This window comes from Streptomyces violaceusniger Tu 4113 (assembly GCF_000147815.2).
Lineage (GTDB): Bacteria > Actinomycetota > Actinomycetes > Streptomycetales > Streptomycetaceae > Streptomyces > Streptomyces violaceusniger_A.
Window position 1 is genome coordinate 2,601,224 of record NC_015957.1, and the last position, 20,210, is coordinate 2,621,433.

A 20,210-nucleotide genomic window follows, 5' to 3' on the forward strand; every position below is an offset into this window, starting at 1 on the left:
CCCCGGCTCAGACCCTGGCGGGCTGACGGTGGCCGTGGTGCCTGCTGATGTTCTTCTCCAGCAGTTCCGTGGCGCCCTTGACCCCGATGGCCGCGGCCTCCCGGGTGTCCGGCAGCCGCCCGTCCGCCGTTTTGAGATCGCTCAGCGCCCCGTCGATCGCCCCATGGGCGGCGAAGAGGCAAGGGGTGCTGTAAATGGCGACATCCACCCCCAGGTCGGACAGCTCGGACAGCGAGAGCCGTGGCGACTTCCCGCCCGCGATCTGGTTGAACAGCAGGGGTTTGTCGCCGATGACCTTGCGGACCTTGCGGATCCACTCCACGCTGCGCACCCCGTCGACGAGGACGACATCCGCGTCCGTCTCCGCCAGCGCGGCCGCCCGCCGCAGGATCTCGGGCTCCTCGGTGGCGTCCGTGCGCGCCACCACCACCATGTCCTTCCTGCTGCTCAGCACCAGTTGGAGCTTTTCGAGGTACTCCTCGAGCGGCAGGGTCAGCTTGCCCTCCGCGTGGCCGCAGCGGCGCGGGCGCCGCTGGTCCTCCAGGATCACCCCACAGGCCCCGGTGCGCTCCAGTCGCTGCACCACATGGCAGGCGACCTCGGGATCCACATAGCCGTCGTCGATGTCCACGAGCAGATGGTGCTCGGGGAAGGCGAGACGCAGCCGCTCCACGAAGGCGAGCATGTCGGGCCAGGCGATGAAGCCGATGTCGGGCAGCCCGTAATGTGATGCGGCGAACCCGAATCCGGATACGAAGAAGCCGTTGTAGTGCTGTGCGGCGATGGACGCCGAGTACATGTCGTAGATGCCGATGAGAGGTGTGGTGCCGGATGAACTGATGGCCTTTCGGAGGGCATTGCCATAGAGCATGATGTCCCCTTGAGTTCGGTGCCTTTCGGCGTTGCGTGATGGTTATGTGTCCGCGCGGTTCGGTTTACGGAAGGCCAAAAAACAGTAAAGCAACCCGCCGGGTTCCCTGAAGATGCCCGGCCCGGCTCGGGTTGGGGTCGAACACCCCTTGAGCGCCCTGGCCCGCGTTCCCCGGGTGGTCTGCGACACGCCTGGCATGCCCCGGCCTTCGCGGGGTATGCGCAACAAGCCTGTCCACTGAAAAGAGTTGCTCGTGCCTGTCCCGACCGATGTCGAAGCCTCCGCGTCCGCACCCTCCCGGCACCACCTGCTCTGGCGTGCTGTCCAGCGACGCAAGAACCCTCCACTGCGCCGGAGCGACATCACGGTCACCGAAGAGAAGACCGTCCGGAAAGCGGTGAAGGCCGCCGCACTGGGAAACGCCATGGAATGGTTCGACTTCGGGATCTACAGCTATCTCGCGGTCACCATCGGCAAAGTCTTCTTCCCGTCCGGTAATGGCACGGTCCAGGTGCTCTCCTCCCTCGCGACATTCGCGGTGGCCTTTCTGGTCCGCCCGGTGGGAGGCATGTTCTTCGGACCCCTGGGCGACCGGATCGGCCGTAAGAAGGTCCTGTCCTTCACCATGATCATGATGGCGTCCAGCACGCTCGCCATCGGGCTGATCCCCGGCTATGCCGCCATCGGCTTCTGGTCACCGGCGCTGCTCATCCTCTTCCGTATGCTCCAGGGATTCTCCACCGGCGGGGAATACGGCGGCGCCTCCACCTTCATCGCCGAATACGCGCCCGACAAGCGCCGTGGGTACTTCGGCAGCTTTCTGGAGTTCGGCACGCTGATCGGCTACACCGCGGCGGCCGGACTGGTCACCATCCTGACCGTGACGCTCGCCGACTCCTCCATGAATTCCTGGGGTTGGCGCATCCCGTTCCTGGCCGCCGCGCCGATCGGCCTCGTCGGGCTGTATCTGCGGCTGAAGCTGGACGACACCCCCGCCTTCCAGAAGCTGGAGGACGAGGGCTCCACCAGCGCCGGGGAGCGCGAGAGCCTGCCGTTCTGGCAGGTGTTCCGCACCCAGTGGCGTGCGATGGCGCTGTGCATCGCGCTGGTCGCCGCGTACAACATCACCGACTACATGCTGCTGTCCTACATGCCGACCTATCTGTCGGACACCCTCCACTACAGCAGCACCAGCGCCCTGGTCTCGATCATCATCGTGATGCTGGTGCTCATGGCGGCCATCACCTTCGTCGGCCGGTACTCCGACCGCATCGGCCGCAAGCCCGTGCTGATGGCCGGGTCCGTGGGCTTCCTGGTGCTCGCCGTGCCGTGCTTCCTGCTCATCAAGCAGGGCGGGGTGGTCCCGGTCTTCGCCGGGCTGCTGCTCCTGGGGCTGTGTCTGCTGCCGTATGTGAGCGTGATGTCCGCCTCGCTGCCCGCGCTCTTCCCGACGAATGTGCGCTACGGCTCGCTCTCCATCGCCTTCAACATCTCCGTCTCGCTCTTCGGCGGCACCACGCCGCTGGTGACCGAGGGCCTGATCAGCAGCACCGGGGACGATCTGATGCCCGCCTACTACACGATGCTCGCCGCCGTCGTCGGCATCATCGCCGCCGCCGTGATGAAGGAGACGGCGCGGAAGCCGCTGGAGGGCTCGCCGCCCGCCGTGGCCACCAAGGAGGAGGCCATCGCGCTCGTGGAGTCCCAGCGCTCCTGAGCTCCCCTTCCCCGGGCGGTGTCTCCGCGCCTCCATTACCTCGGCGGTAATCGACCCCCGTCCGCGACGGCGGCAGGGTTGAGGCATCGGGTTCCGGGCCGGCGCCCTCCGGTCCGGGACCCGGGTCCGACCAGGGGATTTCATGGAGGAGTAACCACATGACGCAGTACGAAACCGCCGTCGCCCGCTACTTCGAGGCGTGGAACGCCACCGGCCCCGAGGCCCGCGCCAAGGCCATCGCCGCCGCCTGGATCGAGGACGGCGGCTACACCGACCCGCTGGCCGAGGCGCGGGGCCATGAGCAGCTCGCCGCCGTCATCGCCGGGGCCCGGGAGCAGTTCCCCGGCCATGAGTTCCGGCTCACCGGCGCCGTGGACGGCCACCACGACATGGCCCGCTTCTGCTGGGAGCTGGTCTCCACGGCCGACGGCTCCGCCCCGGTCGCGGCGACCGATGTGATCACCCTGGCCGAGGACGGCCGGATCCGCTCCGTCCTCGGCTTCCTGGACCGGGTCCCTACGACCGGCTGAACTCTCCCAGCGCGGCGGCGGTCTCCGGGTCGGCCGGGAGGAACGTCTCGATGGCCAGCTCGGAGACCGTGACGTCCATCGGGGTGTTGAAGGTCGCGATCGTCGAGATGAACGACAGCACCCGCCCGCCGTGCTCGATCATCATCGGCAGGGCGAAGGGCGGGGTGTCACCGGCGGTCGCCGTCTCCCGGCCGCCGGTCTCGGGCAGCGGATAGGCGGCCACCTCGTCGTAGAGCGCGCGCAGCGGCGAGGAGCGCATCAGCGCAAGCTGCCGGTCCATCTGGTCCAGCAGATGGCCACGCCATTCGCGGAGGTTGCGGATGCGCGGGGCGAGACCCTCGGGGTGGAGGGTGAGGCGCATCGCGTTCAGCGGCGGCTTCAGCAGATGCTCCGCCACCCCCTCCAGGAGCGCCGCGATGCCCCGGTTGGCCGCCAGCACCCCATAGGTGCCGTCCACCACGAGCGCCGGATACGGCTCGTAGCCCGTCAGCAGCCGCTCCAGCGATGCGCGCAGGGCGCTCATCGAAGGGTCGTCCACCGACCGCTCCGGATAGTGCGGGGCGTAACCGGCGGCGATCAGCAGGGCGTTGCGCTCGCGGACGGGGACGTCGAGATGGTCGGCGAGCCGGAGCACCATCGCCTGGCTGGGCCGCGACCGGCCGGTCTCGATGAAGCTGATGTGGCGGGCGGAGGAGTCGGCGCGCAGCGCGAGCTCGAGCTGGCTCAACCGGCGGCGGTCCCGCCACTCGCGCAGCAGTGTGCCCACCCGGGGCGGCGCGGCAGTCGTCATGAGCTGAAGGTAGCCGACACCGGGCGCGCCCATGGCAGGGTGGAAGGGCCACCGGTCACCCGCGACGAAGGGATGTGTCATGGCAGTCCAGCCACTCACCGACCAGGAGATCCAGCAGCGTGTGGAGCAGCTTCCCGGCTGGTCGTTCGCGGACGACCGGCTCTCGCGGACGTATGTCTTCAAGGGGCATCCGCAGGCGGCCGGGATGGTGGCGGAGATCGCCACGATCCAGGAGGAGCTCGACCACCACTCCGATCTGACCCTCGGCTACAACAAGGTCGGCGTCTCGGTGAACACCCACAGCGCCGGGGGCAAGGTGACCGGGCTCGACTTCGAGCTCGCCGGCCGGATCGAGGAGATCGCCCCGCAGCACGGCGCCCGCGCCGACTGACCGGCCGGGCTCGCGTCGCCGCCTGACCGGCTGAACAGGGCCCAGGTCACCCCCGGGCGTCCCGGAAGCGGGCCAGGCCCTCCTGGAGGTCCACGATCGGGCCGGGGTAGTCCAGCCGGTCCCGCTCGGCCTTCGGCAGCCGCCAGGGCGTATGGACGCCGGAGCCGGTCACCTCGGCCAGCTCCGGCACCCAGCGCCGCACATACGCGCCGTCCGGGTCGAACCGCCGGGCCTGCGTCAGCGGATTGAGGACCCGGTTGGGACGGGTGTCGGTGCCGGTGCCCGCCGCCCACTGCCAGTTGAGCTGGTTGTTGGCCAGATCCCCGTCCACCAGCAGGTCCAGGAAGTGCCGGGCGCCGATCCGCCAGTCCTGGTAGAGCGTCTTGGTGAGGAAGCCGGCCACCAGCAGCCGCGCCCGGTTGTGCATCCAGCCCTCGTGGCGCAACTGCCGCATCCCGGCGTCGACCAGCGGATAGCCGGTGCGGCCCGCCTTCCAGGCCGCGATCTCCGCCTCGTCGTGGCGCCACCGGTCGCCCCGCGGGCGGTAGTCGGCGTGTGCGGCGTCCGGCCGGGCGGCCAGCACCTGGTGGTGGAAGTCCCGCCAGGCAAGCTGCCGTACGAAGGCGTCGGCGCCCGCGCCGCCCGCCTTCCGCGCCCGGTGCACCAGCTCCACCGGGGACAGACAGCCGAAGTGCAGATACGGGGAGAGCCGGGAGGTGGCGTCGCCCGCCAGATCGTCCTGCCGGTCGGCGTAGTCCGCGAGCCCCGACCGCCACCAGGAGCGGACCCGGCGGCGGCCCGCCGTCTCCCCGCCCTCGGGCAGCCCGGGGGAGGGGCTGCCCGGGGCGAGCGAGGTGACCGCCGCCACCGGCTCCGAGCGCAGCCCGGACGGCACGCTCACCGTGCGCGGCGCGGTGAGCGCCTCGCGCAGCCCGGCCCGCTGCCAGGCGCGGAAGTACGGGGTGAAGACCGCGAAGTGGTCCTTGCCCGCCGGGGCCACCTCGCCCGGCTCCACCGCCGTCACCACCGCGCCGTGCACCCGCAGCCGCCGCCCGTCCGCCTCCAGCGCCTCGCGCAGCCGCTGTTCGCGGCGGGTGGCGTAGCCGCTCACCCCGCCCGCGATATGCACCTCCTCCGCGTCCGCCTGCCGGGCCGCCCGCAGGATCTCCGCCACCGCGTCGCCCCGGCGGACCACCAGCCGCCCGCCGCGCTCGCGCAGCCCCGCGTCGAGATCGGCCAGGGCGTCCGCGAGGAACGCCACCCGGTTGGGGACGGCGAACCCCGTCCCGGCCAGGCCGCGGTCCACGACGAACAGCGGAACGACCCGCTCGGCGGAGCGCGTCGCACCGCGCAGCACGGGGTTGTCGGACAGCCGCAGATCGGAGGTGAAGACGGAGAGGGACGTGCTCATCCCCCTCCCTTACCCCACACCGCCCCCGTATCGAGGGATTTCGCCCGATGTCACCCGCTCACGCCGAGGGGAACGTCAGCAGGACCAGCGGATCGCTCGTCGGCGCCTTCGACCCTCCGGCGGGCTCGACCGTCACCCCCATGGCCGACGCCTTGCCGACCGCGCCGCTCAGGACCGCCGCCACGCTCGCACCCGAGGAGTCCATCAGCCCGGCCGGGCGCATGGTGCCGCCGTCGCTCAGCCAGAGCTGGTAGATCCGCCCGGCGGGCGGCTCGGGCAGCCCCGAGGCGAGGAACACCGCCCTGTTCAGCCCGCGCGAGACCACCACCGTGCCGGTCGAGCCGTCCGTCATCCGGCCGCTGCGGCTGCGCGCGTCGGGCGCGGCCAGCACCTGGGTCACCTCCTGAGCCTGGGTCACCCGCTGCTCGGAGCGGCGGGCCGTGTCGCGGGCGTCGGACGCCTGCCGGTACTGCCACACCGCGGCCCCGCCGAAGGCGACGGCCGCCGCCACACAGGCCGCCAGCGCGAAGTTCAGCGCCCGCCGCCCGGTGCGCCGCCGGGGACCGGCATGGGACTCCCGGGCCTCCCGTGCCGCCACCCGGGGCGGCTCCTGGCGGACCGTGGCGATCCGCCGCATCACATCGTCCTTCATCGTCGGGGGCGGGGTCAGGGCCGTGGCCACCGCCAGCTTCGCCGCCGTCTCGCGCAGCTCCCGTACCTCCTGACGGCAGGCGTCGCAGACCGCCAGATGCCGCTCGAACTCGGCCAACTCCCGCCCCGACAGGGCGTGCACCGCGTAGGCCCCGGTCAAGGTGTGCAGATCCGCTCTGGTCATGCGCCGACCCCCATGCAGTCCCGGAGCCGGATGAGCCCGTCCCGGAGTCTGGTCTTCACGGTCCCGAGCGGCAGCGACAGCAGCTCCGCCACCTCACGGTAGGAGCGGCCCCGGTAGTAGGCGAGCGTCACCGACTGCCGCTGCAACTCGGTCAGCGTCCGCATGCACCGGCGCACCTGCTCGCGCTCCAGCCTGGCCTCCACCTGCTCGGTCACCTCGTCGAACGCCGGAGTACGGGACAGCAGCGCGGCGCGCTCCTCGCGGTCGGAGGCGGCCTGCGCCGAGCGCACCCGGTCCACGGCGCGCCGGTGCGCCACCGTCATGATCCAGGCCATGGCGCTGCCCCGGCCCGGGTCGAACCGCGCCGCGGACCGCCACACCTCGACCAGGACCTCCTGTGTGACCTCCTCGGCCTGCGCCGGGTTGCGCAGCAGGCTGCGCGTCAGCCCCAGGACCGGCCCGCTGACGGCGTCGTAGAGGGCTCCGAACGCGTTCTGGTCCCCGCGGGCCACCATCTGGAGCAACTCCTCGGGGTCCGGTCCGCGCGCGGCCGGTCCGCCGATGTACACGGGTTCTCTCACAAGCCGTCCTTCCGGGAACGATGCGGCGCACACGGAGGTGTCGTACCTCATTCGTCGCCCGGAGGGGTGCGGATTGGTCAAGGTGCTCCGAACACGCGCGAGGACGGGCGTGGGGACACGCGCGAGGACGGGCGTGGGGACGGGCGTGGGAACGGGCGTGGGGACACGCGCGAGGACACGCGCCACGTCACGCGTGAGCGCACGCGCGAGGCCGCCGCCGGTCCGTTCGACCGCGGCGGCCTCGGCACCCCGGCGTCAGCCGGTGGTGAGGGTGAGCCCGTAGGTCGTCAGGATCGGGTTCACCGGCTGGTAGTACGTCGTGCCGCCGACGGTGCAGTTGCCGGAGCCGCCGGAGGTGATGCCCTGCCCCTCGCTGCCCGAGATGAACGGGCCGCCGGAGTCGCCCGGTTCGGCGCAGACGTTGGTGCGCGTGACCCCGTTGATCGTGCCCTGCGGGTACTGCACGCTGGTGTCGTGCTGCTGGATGGTGCCGCAGTGCCAGCCGGTCGTCGAGCCGGAGCGGCAGACGGACGAGCCCACCGGCGCTTCCTGGGAGCCGGTGACGGTGACGTTGGTGCTTCCGGGGCCGATCACCCACGGCTGCGGCACCCAGTCGGCGTTGGTGGACACCCAAGCGTAGTCATGGCCGGGGAAGCTGGAGCCCTGGAAGCTGCCCTGGGCCACCTGGTTGAAGCCGGTGGTGGTGTCCCCCTGGCTGCCGCAGTGGCCCGCGGTGACGAAGCCGTTCTGCTCGCCCTGGGTCACCGAGAAGCCGATCGAGCAACGGGCGGCGTCGTTGATGTAGAACGCCTCGCCGCCGCGCAGGTCGTACAGCGGACTCGGACGCTCGGCCGACTCGACCACCCGTACGACCTCGCGGTCCGCGCCGCTGGTGGCGACGAAGGCGGCCGCCTCGCTCGGCTCGGCCGACTGCACCACGACGCTGTTGCTCTTGACGTCGACGTACCAGGCGGAGGCGACATCGGCCGCCGGAGGGCGCTCCGAGGCGGTGCGGTCCAGGGCCTGCTTGGCGTCGGTGAGGGCCTTGAGACTGTGCTTGACGACCGCGGCCTTGGCGCCGCCGGCCGTGATGGTGCCGCTCTGCTGCTCGTCGGTGGTGGCGACGGTGAGTTCGGCGGTGTTGCCGGTCACCCATGCGCCGCCGTAGCTGCCGCCCAGGCTCTTGCGCAGCCCCGGTTCGGTGGCCCCGGCCCGGTACTCATTGGATATCCGCGTCCGCGCCTCATCGGCCGTCAGGCCCAGATCGCGCTGCATCGAGGCCAGCATCTCGGGGGGTACCTCCCTCCGGGGGCGGGGGGAGGGTTCACCGGGGTTGGCCACCGCGGGTATGCCGCTCCCCAGGAGGAGGGCGGCTATCGCGACGGTGCAACCGGCGGCCAGCTCAAGGCCGTGACGGCGTCTGCGGGACATCTTCGGTCTCCTCGGCTCGGGGCATGGTCACGCTGTGTTCCCATCTGGGCGCCAAGCGTAATTGCCGGGGACGTGCCTCGCTCGGCGGGCGCATGAGCCCCGGATGGGGGGTCATGCGCCCGGGATATGCCACGACGCGGGGTGCGGGCGGATACGGGTCCGCCCCGCCGCGGGGGACGCGACGGGGCGGACGGCGCGGCGGTGGAGCGCCGGGGCTCAGCCGTTGAAGGTCTCGGGGTCGAAGCCCAGCCGGTTGCCGGCCTCCAGGGAGTCGATCGCCGACAGGTCCTCGGAGTCCAACTGGAAGTCGAAGACGTCGATGTTCTCCTGGATCCGGGACGGGGTCACGGACTTGGGGATCACCACATTGCCGAGGTCCAGATGCCAGCGCAGCACCACCTGGGCGGGGGACTTCCCGTGCTTCCGGGCGATGGCCGCGAGCTTCGGGTCGTCCAGCAGGCCCTTGCCCTGGCCGAGCGGGGACCACGCCTCGGTGGCGATGTCATGGCGGGCGTTGAAGGCGCGCAGCTCCGCCTGCTGGAGCTGCGGGTGCAGCTCGATCTGGTCGATCACCGGGATGATCGAGGTCTCGGAGAGCAGCCGCTGGGTGTGGGCGGCGTGGAAGTTGGACAGGCCGATGGCCTTGGCGCGGCCCTCGGAGTAGATCTTCTCGAACGCCTTCCAGGTGTCCACGTACTTGTCGACCCCGGGCAGCGGCCAGTGGATCAGGTAGAGATCCACATACTCCAGGCCCAGCCTGGTCAGCGAGGCGTCGAAGGCGCGGAGGGTCGAGTCGTACCCCTGGTCGGCATTCTGGAGCTTGGTGGTGACGAACAGCTCGTCGCGTGCGATGCCCGACGCGGCGAGCCCCTTCCCCGTGCCCTCCTCGTTGCCGTATATCGCGGCGGTGTCGATGCTGCGGTACCCGGCGTCGAGCGCGGTGCGCACCGCGACCTGCGCCTCGTCGTCCGGGATCTGCCAGACCCCGAAGCCGAGCTGCGGTATCCGGACGCCGTTGTTGAGGGTGATGAACGGGACCTTGCTCACGGGCAGTCGATCCTTACGTCGGATGTGGATTGCATGCTTCCGCAGGTACAACGATCAACAAGCTGCGGACATTCCCGCCGGGGCCCCGTTCACCAGGACCGTCCGCGCAGGACCACCACCCCGCCGCCGTCCCGCCCGATGCGCTCCGCCGCCCGCCGCGCCGCGTGTGCCAGCGTGGGCACCTCGCCGAGCAGGCCGTAGAGCCCGCCCGCGAAGGCCGCCGCGGCGTCCAGCGGTCCGCGATGGGCGACCACCACCTCGGCCGCCCGGGCGAAGAGCGCGGCCAGCGGCGCGCCGTCGGGGCAGCCGAGCACCACACCGGGCAGCGGGGCGCCGATCAGCCGGCGATAGACGGTCAGCAACTCGGCCAGGCGGGCGGCGGATGTGCGATGCGCCTGGCCGTCGCCGTCCTCGAAGACCAGCGTGTGCCCCTCGCGGCGGCAGACCAGATGCAGCACATCCGGGCGCACGGTGAGGATCCGCCGCAGATCGGTGGCGGCCGAGGCGGGGCACCGGTCCACCGTCAGCACGCCCCGCGCGGCCCGCTGGACCGCGGCTAACTCCTGGGACCCCGGGGCGGCGCCGGTCACCAGCACCCGCCGCAGACCGCCGCCCGGCTCCCGTAAGGCGGCGCGGAAGACCGCGTTGTGCGGATAGGTGACACAGGCGGCGGCCAGGACGCGCAGCCTGCCGTCCGCGATCCGGTCCGCGGCCACCGCGCGGGCCACCGCGGACCAGAACTCCCCGGCGGTGGTGCCGGCCGCCGCCGGGATGCGCTCGGCGGTCAGGCCCGCCCTGCGCAGCAGTGCCACGGCGGACGGGCCGGGCGGGAAGACCCGCGCCAACTCCCGGATCTCCTCGGTCGTCAGCGCCGGATGTCCGTCCCCGTCCTGGCCGTCCACCGTTCCCGTCGCTCCTTGCCTGTGCTCGTACCGCTCGTGCCCCGCCCCGTATCTACTGATCCGCGGTGAGGCGCAGCGGTTCCTCGAGCTCCTCGCGGAAGCGGTGCAGGGTGTGCCCCTCACGCACCGTCGCGCCCACCGCGACCGCCGCCCGGCTCACCGCCCCGCGCGGTGCCCGCACCACCATGGCCAGCCGGTAGGTCCCGCCGATGCGCGCCGCCGAGGTGTGCCGGATCTCCCAGCCCGGATCGGAGCGCAGTTCACGCCGCGCCTCCAGGAACACCCGCTCGCCGTACGCGGTGTGCAGAACCTCCCGGAAACCGAGCCGCGGGCCGAGATGGGCCGCCTGTGCCGGTGGCGTGGCCTTCGCCTCCGCGGTGAGCCGGCGCGGGGTCATGGACCAGGCCACCGGCTGGAAGACCGTGGTGCCCCGCCGCACCGGTTCGGCCGTGAGCGTGACATCGAGATTGACCGAGTGCAGGGCGGGGTCCGGCGCGTCCCGGGCGCAGGTCACCGACAGATGCACCAGGTGGTAGACGGCGTTGTCGGCCTCGGTTCGCAGGAAGTCCCGCAGCTCCGGATCCGGTTCGACGAGCTTCGCCGTCACCGGTAAGGCCACCGGCCCGCCCAGGACCACTCGCCCGGCCAGTCTCGGGCCGCTGGGCTGAGGTGTCTCCTCGGACAACAGGGACAGTTCACGTTCGGGAAGTGCGGGGAGAATGACATCGATCATTTCGTGCCCCCTTCGCGGCTCAGGAGTGGTACAGCGCCTCGACCTCGACGGCGTACGCCTGTTCGATGGCCTTTCGCTTCAGTTTCAGCGACGGCGTCAGCAGACCATGCTCCTCGGAGAACTGCGCGGCAAGTATCCGGAAGGTACGAATCGACTCCGCCTGGGAGACGGTGGTGTTCGCCGCCACCACCGCGCGCCGGATCTCGGTCTCCAGATCGGGGTCCCGGACCAGGTCGCCCGGCGGCAGCTCCGGCTTGCCGCGCATCGTCAGCCAGTGCGCGACCGCCTCCGAGTCCAGGGTGACCAGCGCCGCGATATACGGACGGTCGTTGCCGACCACGATGCACTGGGCGACCAGCGGATGGGCCCGCACCCGCTCCTCCAGGCCGCCGGGGGAGACCGACTTGCCGCTGGAGGTCACCAGGATCTCTTTCTTCCGCCCGGTGATGGTGAGATAGCCGTCGTCGTCCAGCGTGCCCAGGTCGCCGGTGGCGAGCCAGCCGTCGCGCAGCACCGCGTCGGTCGCCTTGGGGTCGCCCAGATAGCCCTCGAAGACCTGGCCGCCGCGCACCCACACCTCGCCGTCGTCGGCGAGATGCACCGTCGTGCCGGGGATGGGCACGCCGACCGTGCCGAACCGGGTCTGCTCGGGCGGGTTGGCGGTGGCGGCGGCGGTGGACTCGGTCAGGCCGTAGCCCTCGTAGATGGTGACGCCCGCGCCCGCGAAGAACAGGCCCAGCCGCCGCTCCATGCCGGAACCGCCCGACATCGCGTGCCGGACCCGGCCGCCCATCGCGGCGCGCACCTTGCCGTACACGGCCTTCTCGAAGAACTGATGCTGCATGCGCAGCGCGGCGCCCGGACCCGGCCCGGTGCCGAACGCCTTGGCCTCCAGCGCCTCCGCGTACCGCACCGCCACGTCCACGGCCTTCTCGAACACCCCGGCCTTGCCCTCCGCCTCGGCCTTGCGGCGCGCCGCCGCGAACACCTTCTCGAAGATGTACGGCACCGCGAGGATGAAGGTCGGCCGGAAGGTCTTCAGATCGGGCAGCAGCGCGGCGGCCGAGAGCCTGGGCTGGTGCCCGAGCTTGACCTTGCCGCGGATGGCGGCGACTTCGACCATGCGGCCGAAGACATGGGCGAGCGGGAGGAAGAGCAGGGTGGCGGCCTCGTCGCCGCGCTTGGAGTGGAAGGCCTCCTCGTACCGCTCGACGATGTTGTCGCACTCGGTCATCAGATTGGCGTGGGTGATCACGCAGCCCTTGGGGCGGCCGGTGGTGCCCGAGGTGTAGACGATGGTCGCGGGCTGCTCGGGGGTCACGGCCAGCCGGTGCCGCTCGACCAGATCGTCCTCGACCGACTCCCCGGCCGCCAGCAACTCCTCCAGCGCCCCCGCGTCCAGTTGCCACAGCCGCCGCAGATGCGGCAGCCGGCCGACCACCGAGCCGACCGTCATCGCGTGGTCCTCATGCTCCACGACACAGGCGGAGACCCCCGCGTCATGCAGCATCCAGCAGACCTGCTCGGCGGAGGAGGTGGGATACAGCGGGACGCTCTGGGCGCCCAGGGTCCACAGCGCGAAGTCGAAGAGCGTCCATTCGTAGCGGGTGGGGCACATGATCGCGACGCGGTCGCCGAACCGGACGCCCTGGGCCAACAGCCCTTTGGCGAGCGCCGTCACCTCGTCCCGGAACTGGCCCGCGGTCACGTCCTGCCAGCGGTCATCCGCCGTCTTGCGTGCCAGCGCCACCCGGTGGGGATCGGCGTCCGCATGGTCGAAGACGGCATCCGCCAGTCCTCCGGCCTGGGGCGCCGTCGCCATCGGGGGGACGGTGAACTCGCGCAATACCTGCTCCTTGAAGCCGCTGGGCACAGCGCCGCGACCGTACCCGATCCGGCCCCGATGCGGGAGAGGTGTTTTGTGCCCGGAACGCACGGAATGCCGGGCGGCCAGTGAGGTGAAAGAGGGTCAATCAGGCGCCGACGAGGGCGGATTGCGTGGAGTCTGGTCCTATGCGCCGCGTGTGTGGCTTATATGTAACGGTCTTCTGCACGAAATCTCTCCGATCGTGGCACAGGCCCCGCCAGGATCGCGGCGGCCAGTCGCTCCGCGGCGGCGTGCGAGACGCCGTCCTGCCGCCGCTTTCCGTACAGCAGTACGAAATCCACGGGGCCGAGGTCGGGCAGCCCGGCCCGTTCGGGGACCGGCGCAAGGCCGGGCGGAATCAGGCCGTGGGTGTGTGCCATCACCCCGAGCCCGGCACGCGCCGCCGCGACCAGGCCGTTGAGACTGCCGCTGGTGCAGACGATCCGCCATGACCTGCCGTGCCGCTCCAGCACATCCAGCGCGCGGGCCCGGGTCAGCCCGGGTGGCGGAAAGACGATCAGGGGGAGCGGACGGTCCGGATCCAGTCGCAGCCGCTCGGCGCCGATCCACACCAGCCGGTCCCGCCACACCAACTGGCCGCCCGGCCGGTCCTCGGACCGCTTGGCCAGCACCAGATCCAGCTTGCCCGCCTCCAGCCGCTCATGCAGCGTGCCCGACAGCTCCACGGTGAGCTCCAGATCCACCTCGGGATGATCGCGGCGGAACCCCTCCAGGATCTCCGGCAGCCGGGTCACCACGAAGTCCTCCGAGGCGCCGAAGCGCAGCCGGCCGCGCAGCCGGGTGCCCCGGAACCAGCTCGCCGCCCGTTCGTTCGCCTCCAGGATCGAGCGGGCGAACCCCAGCATCGCCTCGCCGTCCTCGGTCAGCTCCACCCCGTGGGTGTCGCGGGCGAAAAGCTGCCGCCCCACGGCCGCCTCCAGCTTGCGCACCTGCTGGCTCACGGTGGACTGGCGCACCCCGAGGCGGTCGGCGGCCTGAGTGAAGCTGAGGGTCTGGGACACCGCGAGAAACGTCCGGAGCTGGGCGGGGTCGTACATGGAGCCACTGTATGCCGAGACCCATCACGGAAGGCGATGGCAGTCAGAGCGGTATGCAGGATTCCCGATGGCCTTGATCAGGAGCACTATGGACGGGGCCCCGTCCGTGGCCACGCCAGTCCACGCCAGTCCATGCCGATCCATACCAGCCCACGCCGGATGAGAAAGAGCGAGAAAGAGAACGAATGCCGCACCGCCCGCACCCCCGCAAGATCGCCCTTCCCTCCTGGCTCCCGCTGGACGGCTTCATCCTCGGACTCATCGGCACCGTGGCGCTCGCCGCACTGCTCCCGGTCAGCGGCCGGGCCGCCACCGTCACCGACGGGGCCACCACGGTCGCGGTCGCCTTCCTCTTCTTCCTCTACGGCGCCCGGCTCTCCACCCGTGAGGCGCTGGACGGAGTGCGCCACTGGCGGCTCCACCTGACCGTGCTGGTGTGCACCTTCGTCATCTTCCCGGCCCTCGGCCTCGCCGCGCGCGGCCTGGTGCCGTACGTGCTGACGCACCCCCTCTACACCGGGCTGCTCTTCCTGTGCCTGGTGCCCTCCACGGTCCAGTCCTCCATCGCCTTCACCTCGATCGCCCGGGGCAACGTCGCCGCCGCGATCTGCGCGGGCTCCTTCTCCAGCCTGCTCGGCGTGGTCGTCACCCCGGTACTGGCCGCGCTGCTGCTGGGCGGCAGCGGCGGCGGCTTCTCGGCCGACTCGATGGTCAAGATCGGGCTCCAGTTGCTGGCGCCCTTCCTCGCCGGTCAGCTACTGCGCCGCTGGATCGGCGGCTTCATCTCCCGCCACCGGGCGGTGCTGCGCCTGGTCGACCGCGGCTCGGTGCTGCTCGTGGTCTACGCGGCGTTCAGCGAGGGCATGACCCGGGGCATCTGGCACCAGGTCACCCCGGCCCGGCTGGCGATCCTCCTCGGCGTCGAGGCGGTCCTGCTCACGGTGATGCTCACGCTCACCTCGTACGGCTCGCGGAGGCTGGGCTTCGTCCGCGAGGACCGGATCACCATCGTGTTCGCGGGATCGAAGAAGAGCCTGGCCGCCGGGCTGCCGATGGCGAGCGTGCTCTTCGGCGCCCAGGCGAGCCTGGCGGTGCTGCCGCTGATGCTCTTCCACCAGATGCAGCTCATGGTCTGCGCGGTGCTGGCCCGCCGCTACGCGGCGCGGGCGCCGGAGGCGGCGGTGACGGGGGCCGAGACGGGGCCGGAGGCCGCTCGGGCTCGTACGGTCAGCGCGGACGACGCCGCGCTGACCCGCGTCTGACGTGTGGCGTCAGCTTTCGGCGGCCTGGTCTCCGGCGGTCTGGTCGTCGGCAGGCGGCAGTGGCGGCTTGCGGGCGATGAGGAACGCCTGCGGGGTGGGTTCCCAGCGCTCCGGCTCCCGGAAGGTCCGGGCGCGGACCGGCAGTCCGGCCGCGGCCAGCAACTCGGCGATCCGGTCCGGCTGCCACCGGCGGAAGCTCAGCGACACCTCATGACCGAACGCCTCCGTGTAGACCTTCGGCTCATCGCCCACCTGGAAGCCCACCAGCGCGTATCCACCGGGCGCCAGCACCCGGTGGAACTCGGCGAACACATCCGGCAGCCGCTCCTGGGGAATGTGGATCGTCGAGTACCACGCCACCACGGCGGCGAGGGTGCCGTCCGCGATGTCCAGGGACAGCATCGACCCCTCCTCGAACCGCAGCCCGGGATGCTCCCGCCGGGCCAGCTCCACCATCGCCGGCGACAGGTCGATCCCGTACACGGACAGCCCCAGCGCATGGAGGTGGGCGGTCACCCGGCCCGGTCCGCTGCCCACATCGGCCACGGGCCCGCCCCCGGCGTTCCGCACCAGCTCGGCGAACCCGGCGAACACCGCCCGCTCAAGCGTCTGGGCCGCCAGTTCGTCGCGATACCGCTTGTCGTAGTCGAGGGCTATGGCGTTGTAGGACGCCCGGGTGGAGTTGAGGAAGTCGGCTTCGGTCACGGCCGTTCACCCTAGCGGGACCCACCTGCGGCGGGTCTCGTTTTCAGGCCCTTTCGGGAGGCTGTTGTCAGCCCCCCCTGCGAGACTCACGGGCATGACGACGCTCACCCTGCAGCTCACCATCGACTGTGCCGAGCCACGCCGGATGGTGGCCTTCTGGTCCGAGGCCCTGGGCTATGTGCCCGAGCCCCCGCCCGGCGGCCATGCCACCTGGCGGGAGTACTGGGCGGACATGGGGGTGCCCGCGGAGGAGCTGCCCTCCGGGGCCGGGGAGACCGCGGAGTCCATCGTGGATCCGGAGGGGCAGGGTCCGAGGGTGTGGTTCCAGCAGGTTCCGGAGTCGAAGGTCACCAAGAACCGGCTGCATCTGGATCTGAAGGTGGGCGGTGGGCGCGATGTGTCCCTGGCGGTCCGCACCGAGCGGGTCACCGCGACCGTGGACCGGCTGAAGGCCGCCGGAGCCACGGTGCAGCGGACCATGGACGAGCCGGGGATGGAGTACTACGCGGTGGTGCTCCAGGACCCGGAGGGCAATGAGTTCTGTGTGGTCTAGTCGGTTGTCTGATGGTGGGCGGCTAGTGATGAGATGACCGCACGCGGTCCAGGGGGAGGTGGACGAGGGCGCCGGAGTCGTCGAGCGGGGCGTTGAACTCGCGGACGCGGCGCAGTTCGGTGTCGGTCAGGGCGCGGCCGTACAGGCGGAACTCATCGAGATCGCCGGTCATATGGGAGCGGCCGTCCACGGCCTGGCCGAGGTGGAGGCCGAACGGCGCGGTGCGGCTCACGGTGCCCGGGGCATCGGGGGCGGTGACGGCCGTGCCGCCGTCCACGGTGAGGGAGAGTCGTCCGCCGCTGCGGGTCAGGGCGAGGTGATGCCACTGCCCGTCGTTGTACGCGGCGTCGCTGGACACCGAGGCGCTGGTGAAGGTGGAGAAGCCGTTGACCGTCGTCATCAGCGCCCGGATCCGGTTGCTCCCTGGCTCACCGCGCAGCCAGACCTGCGGCTGTTTGGTGCCGATCCCGCCCATCCACAGGAACGGATGCTGCCCGGAGGCGGCCGAGTAGCGGAACCACAGGCTCACGGTGAAGTCACGGGTGCCCAGCGGCAGTGCGGTCCGGTACGGGACGCGTACCGCGTCGTCCGTGCCGTCGAAGGACATCCCGCCGCCGAAGCGGCCGTCGCCGCGCGCCGCCGCGCCGCCGAGCACGGTCGCGGACCGGGCGCCGGACGCGCGGTCGTCGGTGGTGGGGGCGGGCGCCTGGCGGGGACCCAGCCAGTCCTCGGTGAAGCGGGCGAAGCGGATCTCGTCACGGGCATCCACCGCACCGCCCTCGTACAGCAGCCCCACCGTGTCGCGGGAGACCGCGACCATGTCGGAGTAGCCGGACCAGTCGGTGGTGACGACCTTGCCGCGCTCGACACCGTCCCAGGTGCGGGCCTCGTCCCAGGAGGAGCGGACCATCATGGTGCGGCGGCGGTCGGGGTCGGCGGGGGCCGAGAAGAGCAGCCTGCTGTGGCCGTCGCGGGCCGGATCGCGCAGCCGCAGGATCGACCCCTGCACCTGGGGGGTGGGCAGATCGGGGATGGTGCGGAAGGGCCCGGTGAAGCTCTGGCCGCCGTCCCGGCTGATGGCGTAGTCGCGGTGGCCGAGATCGGTGCCGTCCTGCTCCCGCCCGCTGACGTAGACCGATCCGTCGGCGCGCTCCACCAGCGTCATCTCGGACGGCTTCTGACGGAAGGTGCCGTCCTCCGTGAGCGGGTAGGTGTCCATCGCGCCGATGCGCCAGCGGTTGCCGCCGTCGTCGCTGTAGGCGAGCGCGGCATGGTTGTCGGTGATGCGGCCGCCGCTGTAGCTCTCGGTGTTGAGGGTGAAGAGCAGCCGGCCCTTGTGCCGGCCGCGCTGGAGCTGGATGCCGTGGACGGGGCCGGTGGCGTACCAGGAGTTCCACTGGGGCGGCATCAGCGAGGAGCTCAGATCGCGCGGGGCCGACCAGGTGGCGCCGTTGTCGTCGCTGTACTGCAGATGCGGGGAGCGGTCACAGGGGACGTCGCAGCTCTGGGAGTCGTCGCGGCCGGTGTTGTAGGTGCTGGCGAGCACGATGCGGCCGGTGCGCAGGTCCACGACGGGCGCGGGGTTGCCGTGGGTGTCGCCGCCGCCCTCGTTGATCACCTGGAGCGGGCCCCAGGTGCGGCCGCCGTCGGTGGAGCGCTTGAGGACCAGATCGATGTCCCCGGCGTCGCCGCAGTTGTCGACCCGGCCCTCGGCGAAGGCGAGCAGGGAGCCGTCCTTGGCTTTGACGATCGCCGGGATCCGGAAGCACGAGTAGCCCTGTTCCTGGGCAGACTTGAAGAGGACCTGTTGTTCGAAGCCGGAGTCGGCGCGGGCCGCGGACGCGGAGGAATCCGTGTCCGCGGCCCGTACCGGAAGCGGAATCAGGGCCAGCGCCGCGGCGGTGAGGAGCACGGAGGCGCGGCGCCGCCATGGTCTGGCACGGGGGTGGGGTGGTCTGGTGCGGGGACGTGTGCGGAGAACTGACGCCATGGTCACGGCCTGCCCTTCAGACTGCCTCATGGAGGCACCGGCATCTGGACGTCAAGGCCGTCGGGCATCACGCCAGGAGGCATCACACCGTCAGGACATCAAGACATCCCATGTCTCACACATGACTGCGGCAGAAAGTGTCTCGTCCTGCGGTCGTCCGGGACAAGGACCGTGCGTCATATCCTCGTGACACTAGGCCAGTTGAGGTGCGGCGGGGCGCGAGAGGACGGCGCCCGCCCCCGGCCGCGCCCCGCCCCCCGGCCGCCCCCACTACTCCGGGCCAGGCCCCGCACCCTGGCTGCCCCACTGCCCCGGGCTGCTCCCCGCCCCCGGCTGCCCTGCTGCCCCGGGCCGCGCCCGCTTCGGTCAGTTCATGACCGACTGGCCCGCGGTGATGACCCTGTCCAGCAGCGACCGGGACAGCTCGAGCTCCTCGATGGCCGCGGTCATCGGGGTTGAGTAGCAGCGGTACAGCCATTAACGCTAAGCCCGTGATCACGGCCCCGGACTCCCAGCTTTGTCCCCAGGGGCAAAGTAACCCGCTGGTTGATTTCAGGACTTCGGGGCGGCGGTCTTCTTGGGTTGGCGGGGCACGGTCTTGGTCTTGTCAAGGTGCCCGTACACCGTCGACCTTGGCACGCTGAACATGTCGGCGATCTGCTGGACGGTCTTCTCTCGCTCGTCGTAGAGCCGTTGGGCGAGCGCGGCCTGGTCCTCGGTGAGCTTCGGCCGGCGCCCGCCAACTCGGCCCCGGGCGCGGGCGGAGGCAAGCCCGTCGTTGGTGTTCGCCACGATCAGTTCGCGCTGGAGCTCGGCCAGCACGGACAGCATCCCGAACATCGCCCGTCCCTCCATCGTGGACGTGTCGATGCCTTGCTCAATCACGTGCAGCCCGATGCCGCGCTCGCGCAGGTCGGCGCCGAGCGTCACCAGGTGGAGCAGGGAGCGGGAGAGCCGGTCGAGCCGGGTGACCTTCAACCTGTCGCCCTCGCGCAACAACTGGAGCACGAGGTCGAGCTTCGGCCGGGATGCCTTCGCGCCGCTCGCGGTGTCGACGTGGATGTTGTCGCGGTCGACCCCGGCCCGCAGTAGGGCGTCGATCTGATGATCGGGGTTCTGGTCGGCGGTCGAGACCCGCGCGTTAGCTCTGCGGTTTGAGCGTGTCTCGTGAGGGTGAAGTTCTGTCCCTCGTACGAGTGTTAGCTCTTGCTCTGTCTCGTGCCTCACTCCAGGTTCGTTCCGTGATCCTGCACTACTTCAGTTCCGCCGGGTGGGAAGAGTGGGGCCTGTACGAGCGGCCCGTCATCCGGGAGACCATGCCCGTCCTCATCGACGAGGACCTCTGCTTCGAGGACGCTGCGGTGCCTCGGCCGACGGTGGTGATGAACCTGTGGCTCCGGGAGTTACCGGTGAGCGGGGCGCCGTCGCCGAAGTCGTGGCGTACGTACGCCCAGGCGCTCAAGGGCTGGGTGGAGTTTCTCGGGCGCCCGCCGGATCCCGGTCTTCGCTGATCGGCAGCGGCTTCGGGATGCGTTG

General features: G+C 71.1%; 20 protein-coding genes. 6 read left to right on the forward strand and 14 right to left on the reverse strand.

Annotation, left to right across the window (positions count from 1 at the left end; all coding sequences use genetic code 11):
- Positions 1 to 7: 7 nt before the first annotated feature.
- On the reverse strand, positions 8 to 871 hold the full coding sequence (locus STRVI_RS11415) for an isocitrate lyase/PEP mutase family protein (protein ID WP_014055802.1): 864 nt from the start codon (positions 869 to 871) through the stop codon (positions 8 to 10).
- 253 nt (positions 872 to 1,124) lie between these two features.
- Here STRVI_RS11415 and proP point away from each other — a divergent pair, with 253 nt between their 5' ends.
- Together proP and STRVI_RS11425 are read left to right on the forward strand one after the other, a co-directional pair.
- Positions 1,125 to 2,588: a glycine betaine/L-proline transporter ProP gene (gene proP / locus STRVI_RS11420; protein ID WP_014055803.1), complete on the forward strand. Its 1,464-nt coding sequence runs from the start codon at positions 1,125 to 1,127 to the stop codon at positions 2,586 to 2,588.
- Positions 2,589 to 2,746: 158 nt separating this feature from the next.
- Entirely contained in the window at positions 2,747 to 3,118 is a 372-nt protein-coding gene (locus STRVI_RS11425; protein WP_014055804.1) for a nuclear transport factor 2 family protein, read from the forward strand.
- Here the strand turns inward: STRVI_RS11425 and STRVI_RS11430 are convergent.
- Positions 3,105 to 3,908, reverse strand: a complete 804-nt coding sequence (locus STRVI_RS11430) for a helix-turn-helix domain-containing protein (RefSeq protein WP_043238513.1) — start codon at positions 3,906 to 3,908, stop codon at positions 3,105 to 3,107. The genes STRVI_RS11425 and STRVI_RS11430 overlap by 14 nt on opposite strands.
- A 79-nt stretch (positions 3,909 to 3,987) precedes the next feature.
- Here STRVI_RS11430 and STRVI_RS11435 point away from each other — a divergent pair, with 79 nt between their 5' ends.
- Positions 3,988 to 4,299: a 4a-hydroxytetrahydrobiopterin dehydratase gene (locus STRVI_RS11435; protein ID WP_014055806.1), complete on the forward strand. Its 312-nt coding sequence runs from the start codon at positions 3,988 to 3,990 to the stop codon at positions 4,297 to 4,299.
- Between the two features lie 46 nt (positions 4,300 to 4,345).
- Here the strand turns inward: STRVI_RS11435 and STRVI_RS11440 are convergent, their stop codons facing one another.
- The 9 genes from STRVI_RS11440 to STRVI_RS11480 form a co-directional block, all read right to left on the reverse strand.
- A complete protein-coding gene (locus STRVI_RS11440) occupies positions 4,346 to 5,710 on the reverse strand; it encodes a cryptochrome/photolyase family protein (RefSeq protein ID WP_014055807.1) in 1,365 nt (454 codons plus the stop codon).
- A gap of 58 nt (positions 5,711 to 5,768) precedes the next feature.
- Positions 5,769 to 6,545: an anti-sigma factor gene (locus tag STRVI_RS11445; protein WP_014055808.1), complete on the reverse strand. Its 777-nt coding sequence runs from the start codon at positions 6,543 to 6,545 to the stop codon at positions 5,769 to 5,771.
- A complete protein-coding gene (locus STRVI_RS11450; RefSeq protein WP_014055809.1) occupies positions 6,542 to 7,126 on the reverse strand; it encodes a sigma-70 family RNA polymerase sigma factor in 585 nt (194 codons plus the stop codon). Before STRVI_RS11450 ends, STRVI_RS11445 begins: the two co-directional genes overlap by 4 nt.
- Before the next feature lie 255 nt (positions 7,127 to 7,381).
- Complete coding sequence (locus STRVI_RS11455; RefSeq protein ID WP_014055810.1) at positions 7,382 to 8,557, reverse strand: S1 family peptidase; 1,176 nt, start codon at positions 8,555 to 8,557, stop codon at positions 7,382 to 7,384.
- Between the two features lie 216 nt (positions 8,558 to 8,773).
- Positions 8,774 to 9,604, reverse strand: coding sequence for an aldo/keto reductase (locus STRVI_RS11460; protein WP_014055811.1), 831 nt, complete (start codon positions 9,602 to 9,604; stop codon positions 8,774 to 8,776).
- 89 nt (positions 9,605 to 9,693) lie between these two features.
- Entirely contained in the window at positions 9,694 to 10,506 is an 813-nt protein-coding gene (locus STRVI_RS11465; protein ID WP_014055812.1) for an effector-associated domain EAD1-containing protein, read from the reverse strand.
- Positions 10,507 to 10,558: 52 nt separating this feature from the next.
- Entirely contained in the window at positions 10,559 to 11,239 is a 681-nt protein-coding gene (locus tag STRVI_RS11470) for a hypothetical protein (protein ID WP_014055813.1), read from the reverse strand.
- Between the two features lie 19 nt (positions 11,240 to 11,258).
- Positions 11,259 to 13,085 (reverse strand): AMP-dependent synthetase/ligase, encoded by a 1,827-nt coding sequence (locus STRVI_RS11475; RefSeq protein WP_014055814.1) that lies wholly within the window; start codon positions 13,083 to 13,085, stop codon positions 11,259 to 11,261.
- A gap of 185 nt (positions 13,086 to 13,270) precedes the next feature.
- The gene (locus STRVI_RS11480; RefSeq protein WP_014055815.1) at positions 13,271 to 14,164 is read right to left on the reverse strand and encodes a LysR substrate-binding domain-containing protein; all 894 of its coding nucleotides are present in this window, start codon (positions 14,162 to 14,164) and stop codon (positions 13,271 to 13,273) included.
- Positions 14,165 to 14,349: 185 nt separating this feature from the next.
- Here STRVI_RS11480 and STRVI_RS11485 point away from each other — a divergent pair, with 185 nt between their 5' ends.
- A complete protein-coding gene (locus tag STRVI_RS11485) occupies positions 14,350 to 15,426 on the forward strand; it encodes a bile acid:sodium symporter family protein (RefSeq protein ID WP_014055816.1) in 1,077 nt (358 codons plus the stop codon).
- Positions 15,427 to 15,435: 9 nt separating this feature from the next.
- Here the strand turns inward: STRVI_RS11485 and STRVI_RS11490 are convergent, their stop codons facing one another.
- A complete protein-coding gene (locus STRVI_RS11490) occupies positions 15,436 to 16,131 on the reverse strand; it encodes a class I SAM-dependent DNA methyltransferase (protein ID WP_014055817.1) in 696 nt (231 codons plus the stop codon).
- A 94-nt stretch (positions 16,132 to 16,225) separates the two neighbouring features.
- On the opposite strand from STRVI_RS11490, the gene STRVI_RS11495 reads away from it, so the two are divergent.
- The gene (locus STRVI_RS11495; RefSeq protein WP_014055818.1) at positions 16,226 to 16,684 is read left to right on the forward strand and encodes a VOC family protein; all 459 of its coding nucleotides are present in this window, start codon (positions 16,226 to 16,228) and stop codon (positions 16,682 to 16,684) included.
- A 22-nt stretch (positions 16,685 to 16,706) separates the two neighbouring features.
- Here the strand turns inward: STRVI_RS11495 and STRVI_RS11500 are convergent, their stop codons facing one another.
- Both STRVI_RS11500 and STRVI_RS11505 read right to left on the reverse strand, forming a co-directional pair.
- Entirely contained in the window at positions 16,707 to 18,674 is a 1,968-nt protein-coding gene (locus STRVI_RS11500; RefSeq protein WP_078505220.1) for a sialidase family protein, read from the reverse strand.
- A gap of 552 nt (positions 18,675 to 19,226) precedes the next feature.
- Positions 19,227 to 19,901: a recombinase family protein gene (locus STRVI_RS11505; protein WP_014055820.1), complete on the reverse strand. Its 675-nt coding sequence runs from the start codon at positions 19,899 to 19,901 to the stop codon at positions 19,227 to 19,229.
- Positions 19,902 to 19,915: 14 nt separating this feature from the next.
- Between STRVI_RS11505 and STRVI_RS54125 the strand changes: the two genes are divergently transcribed.
- On the forward strand, positions 19,916 to 20,185 hold the full coding sequence (locus tag STRVI_RS54125; protein WP_251982586.1) for a hypothetical protein: 270 nt from the start codon (positions 19,916 to 19,918) through the stop codon (positions 20,183 to 20,185).
- Positions 20,186 to 20,210 lie beyond the last annotated feature (25 nt).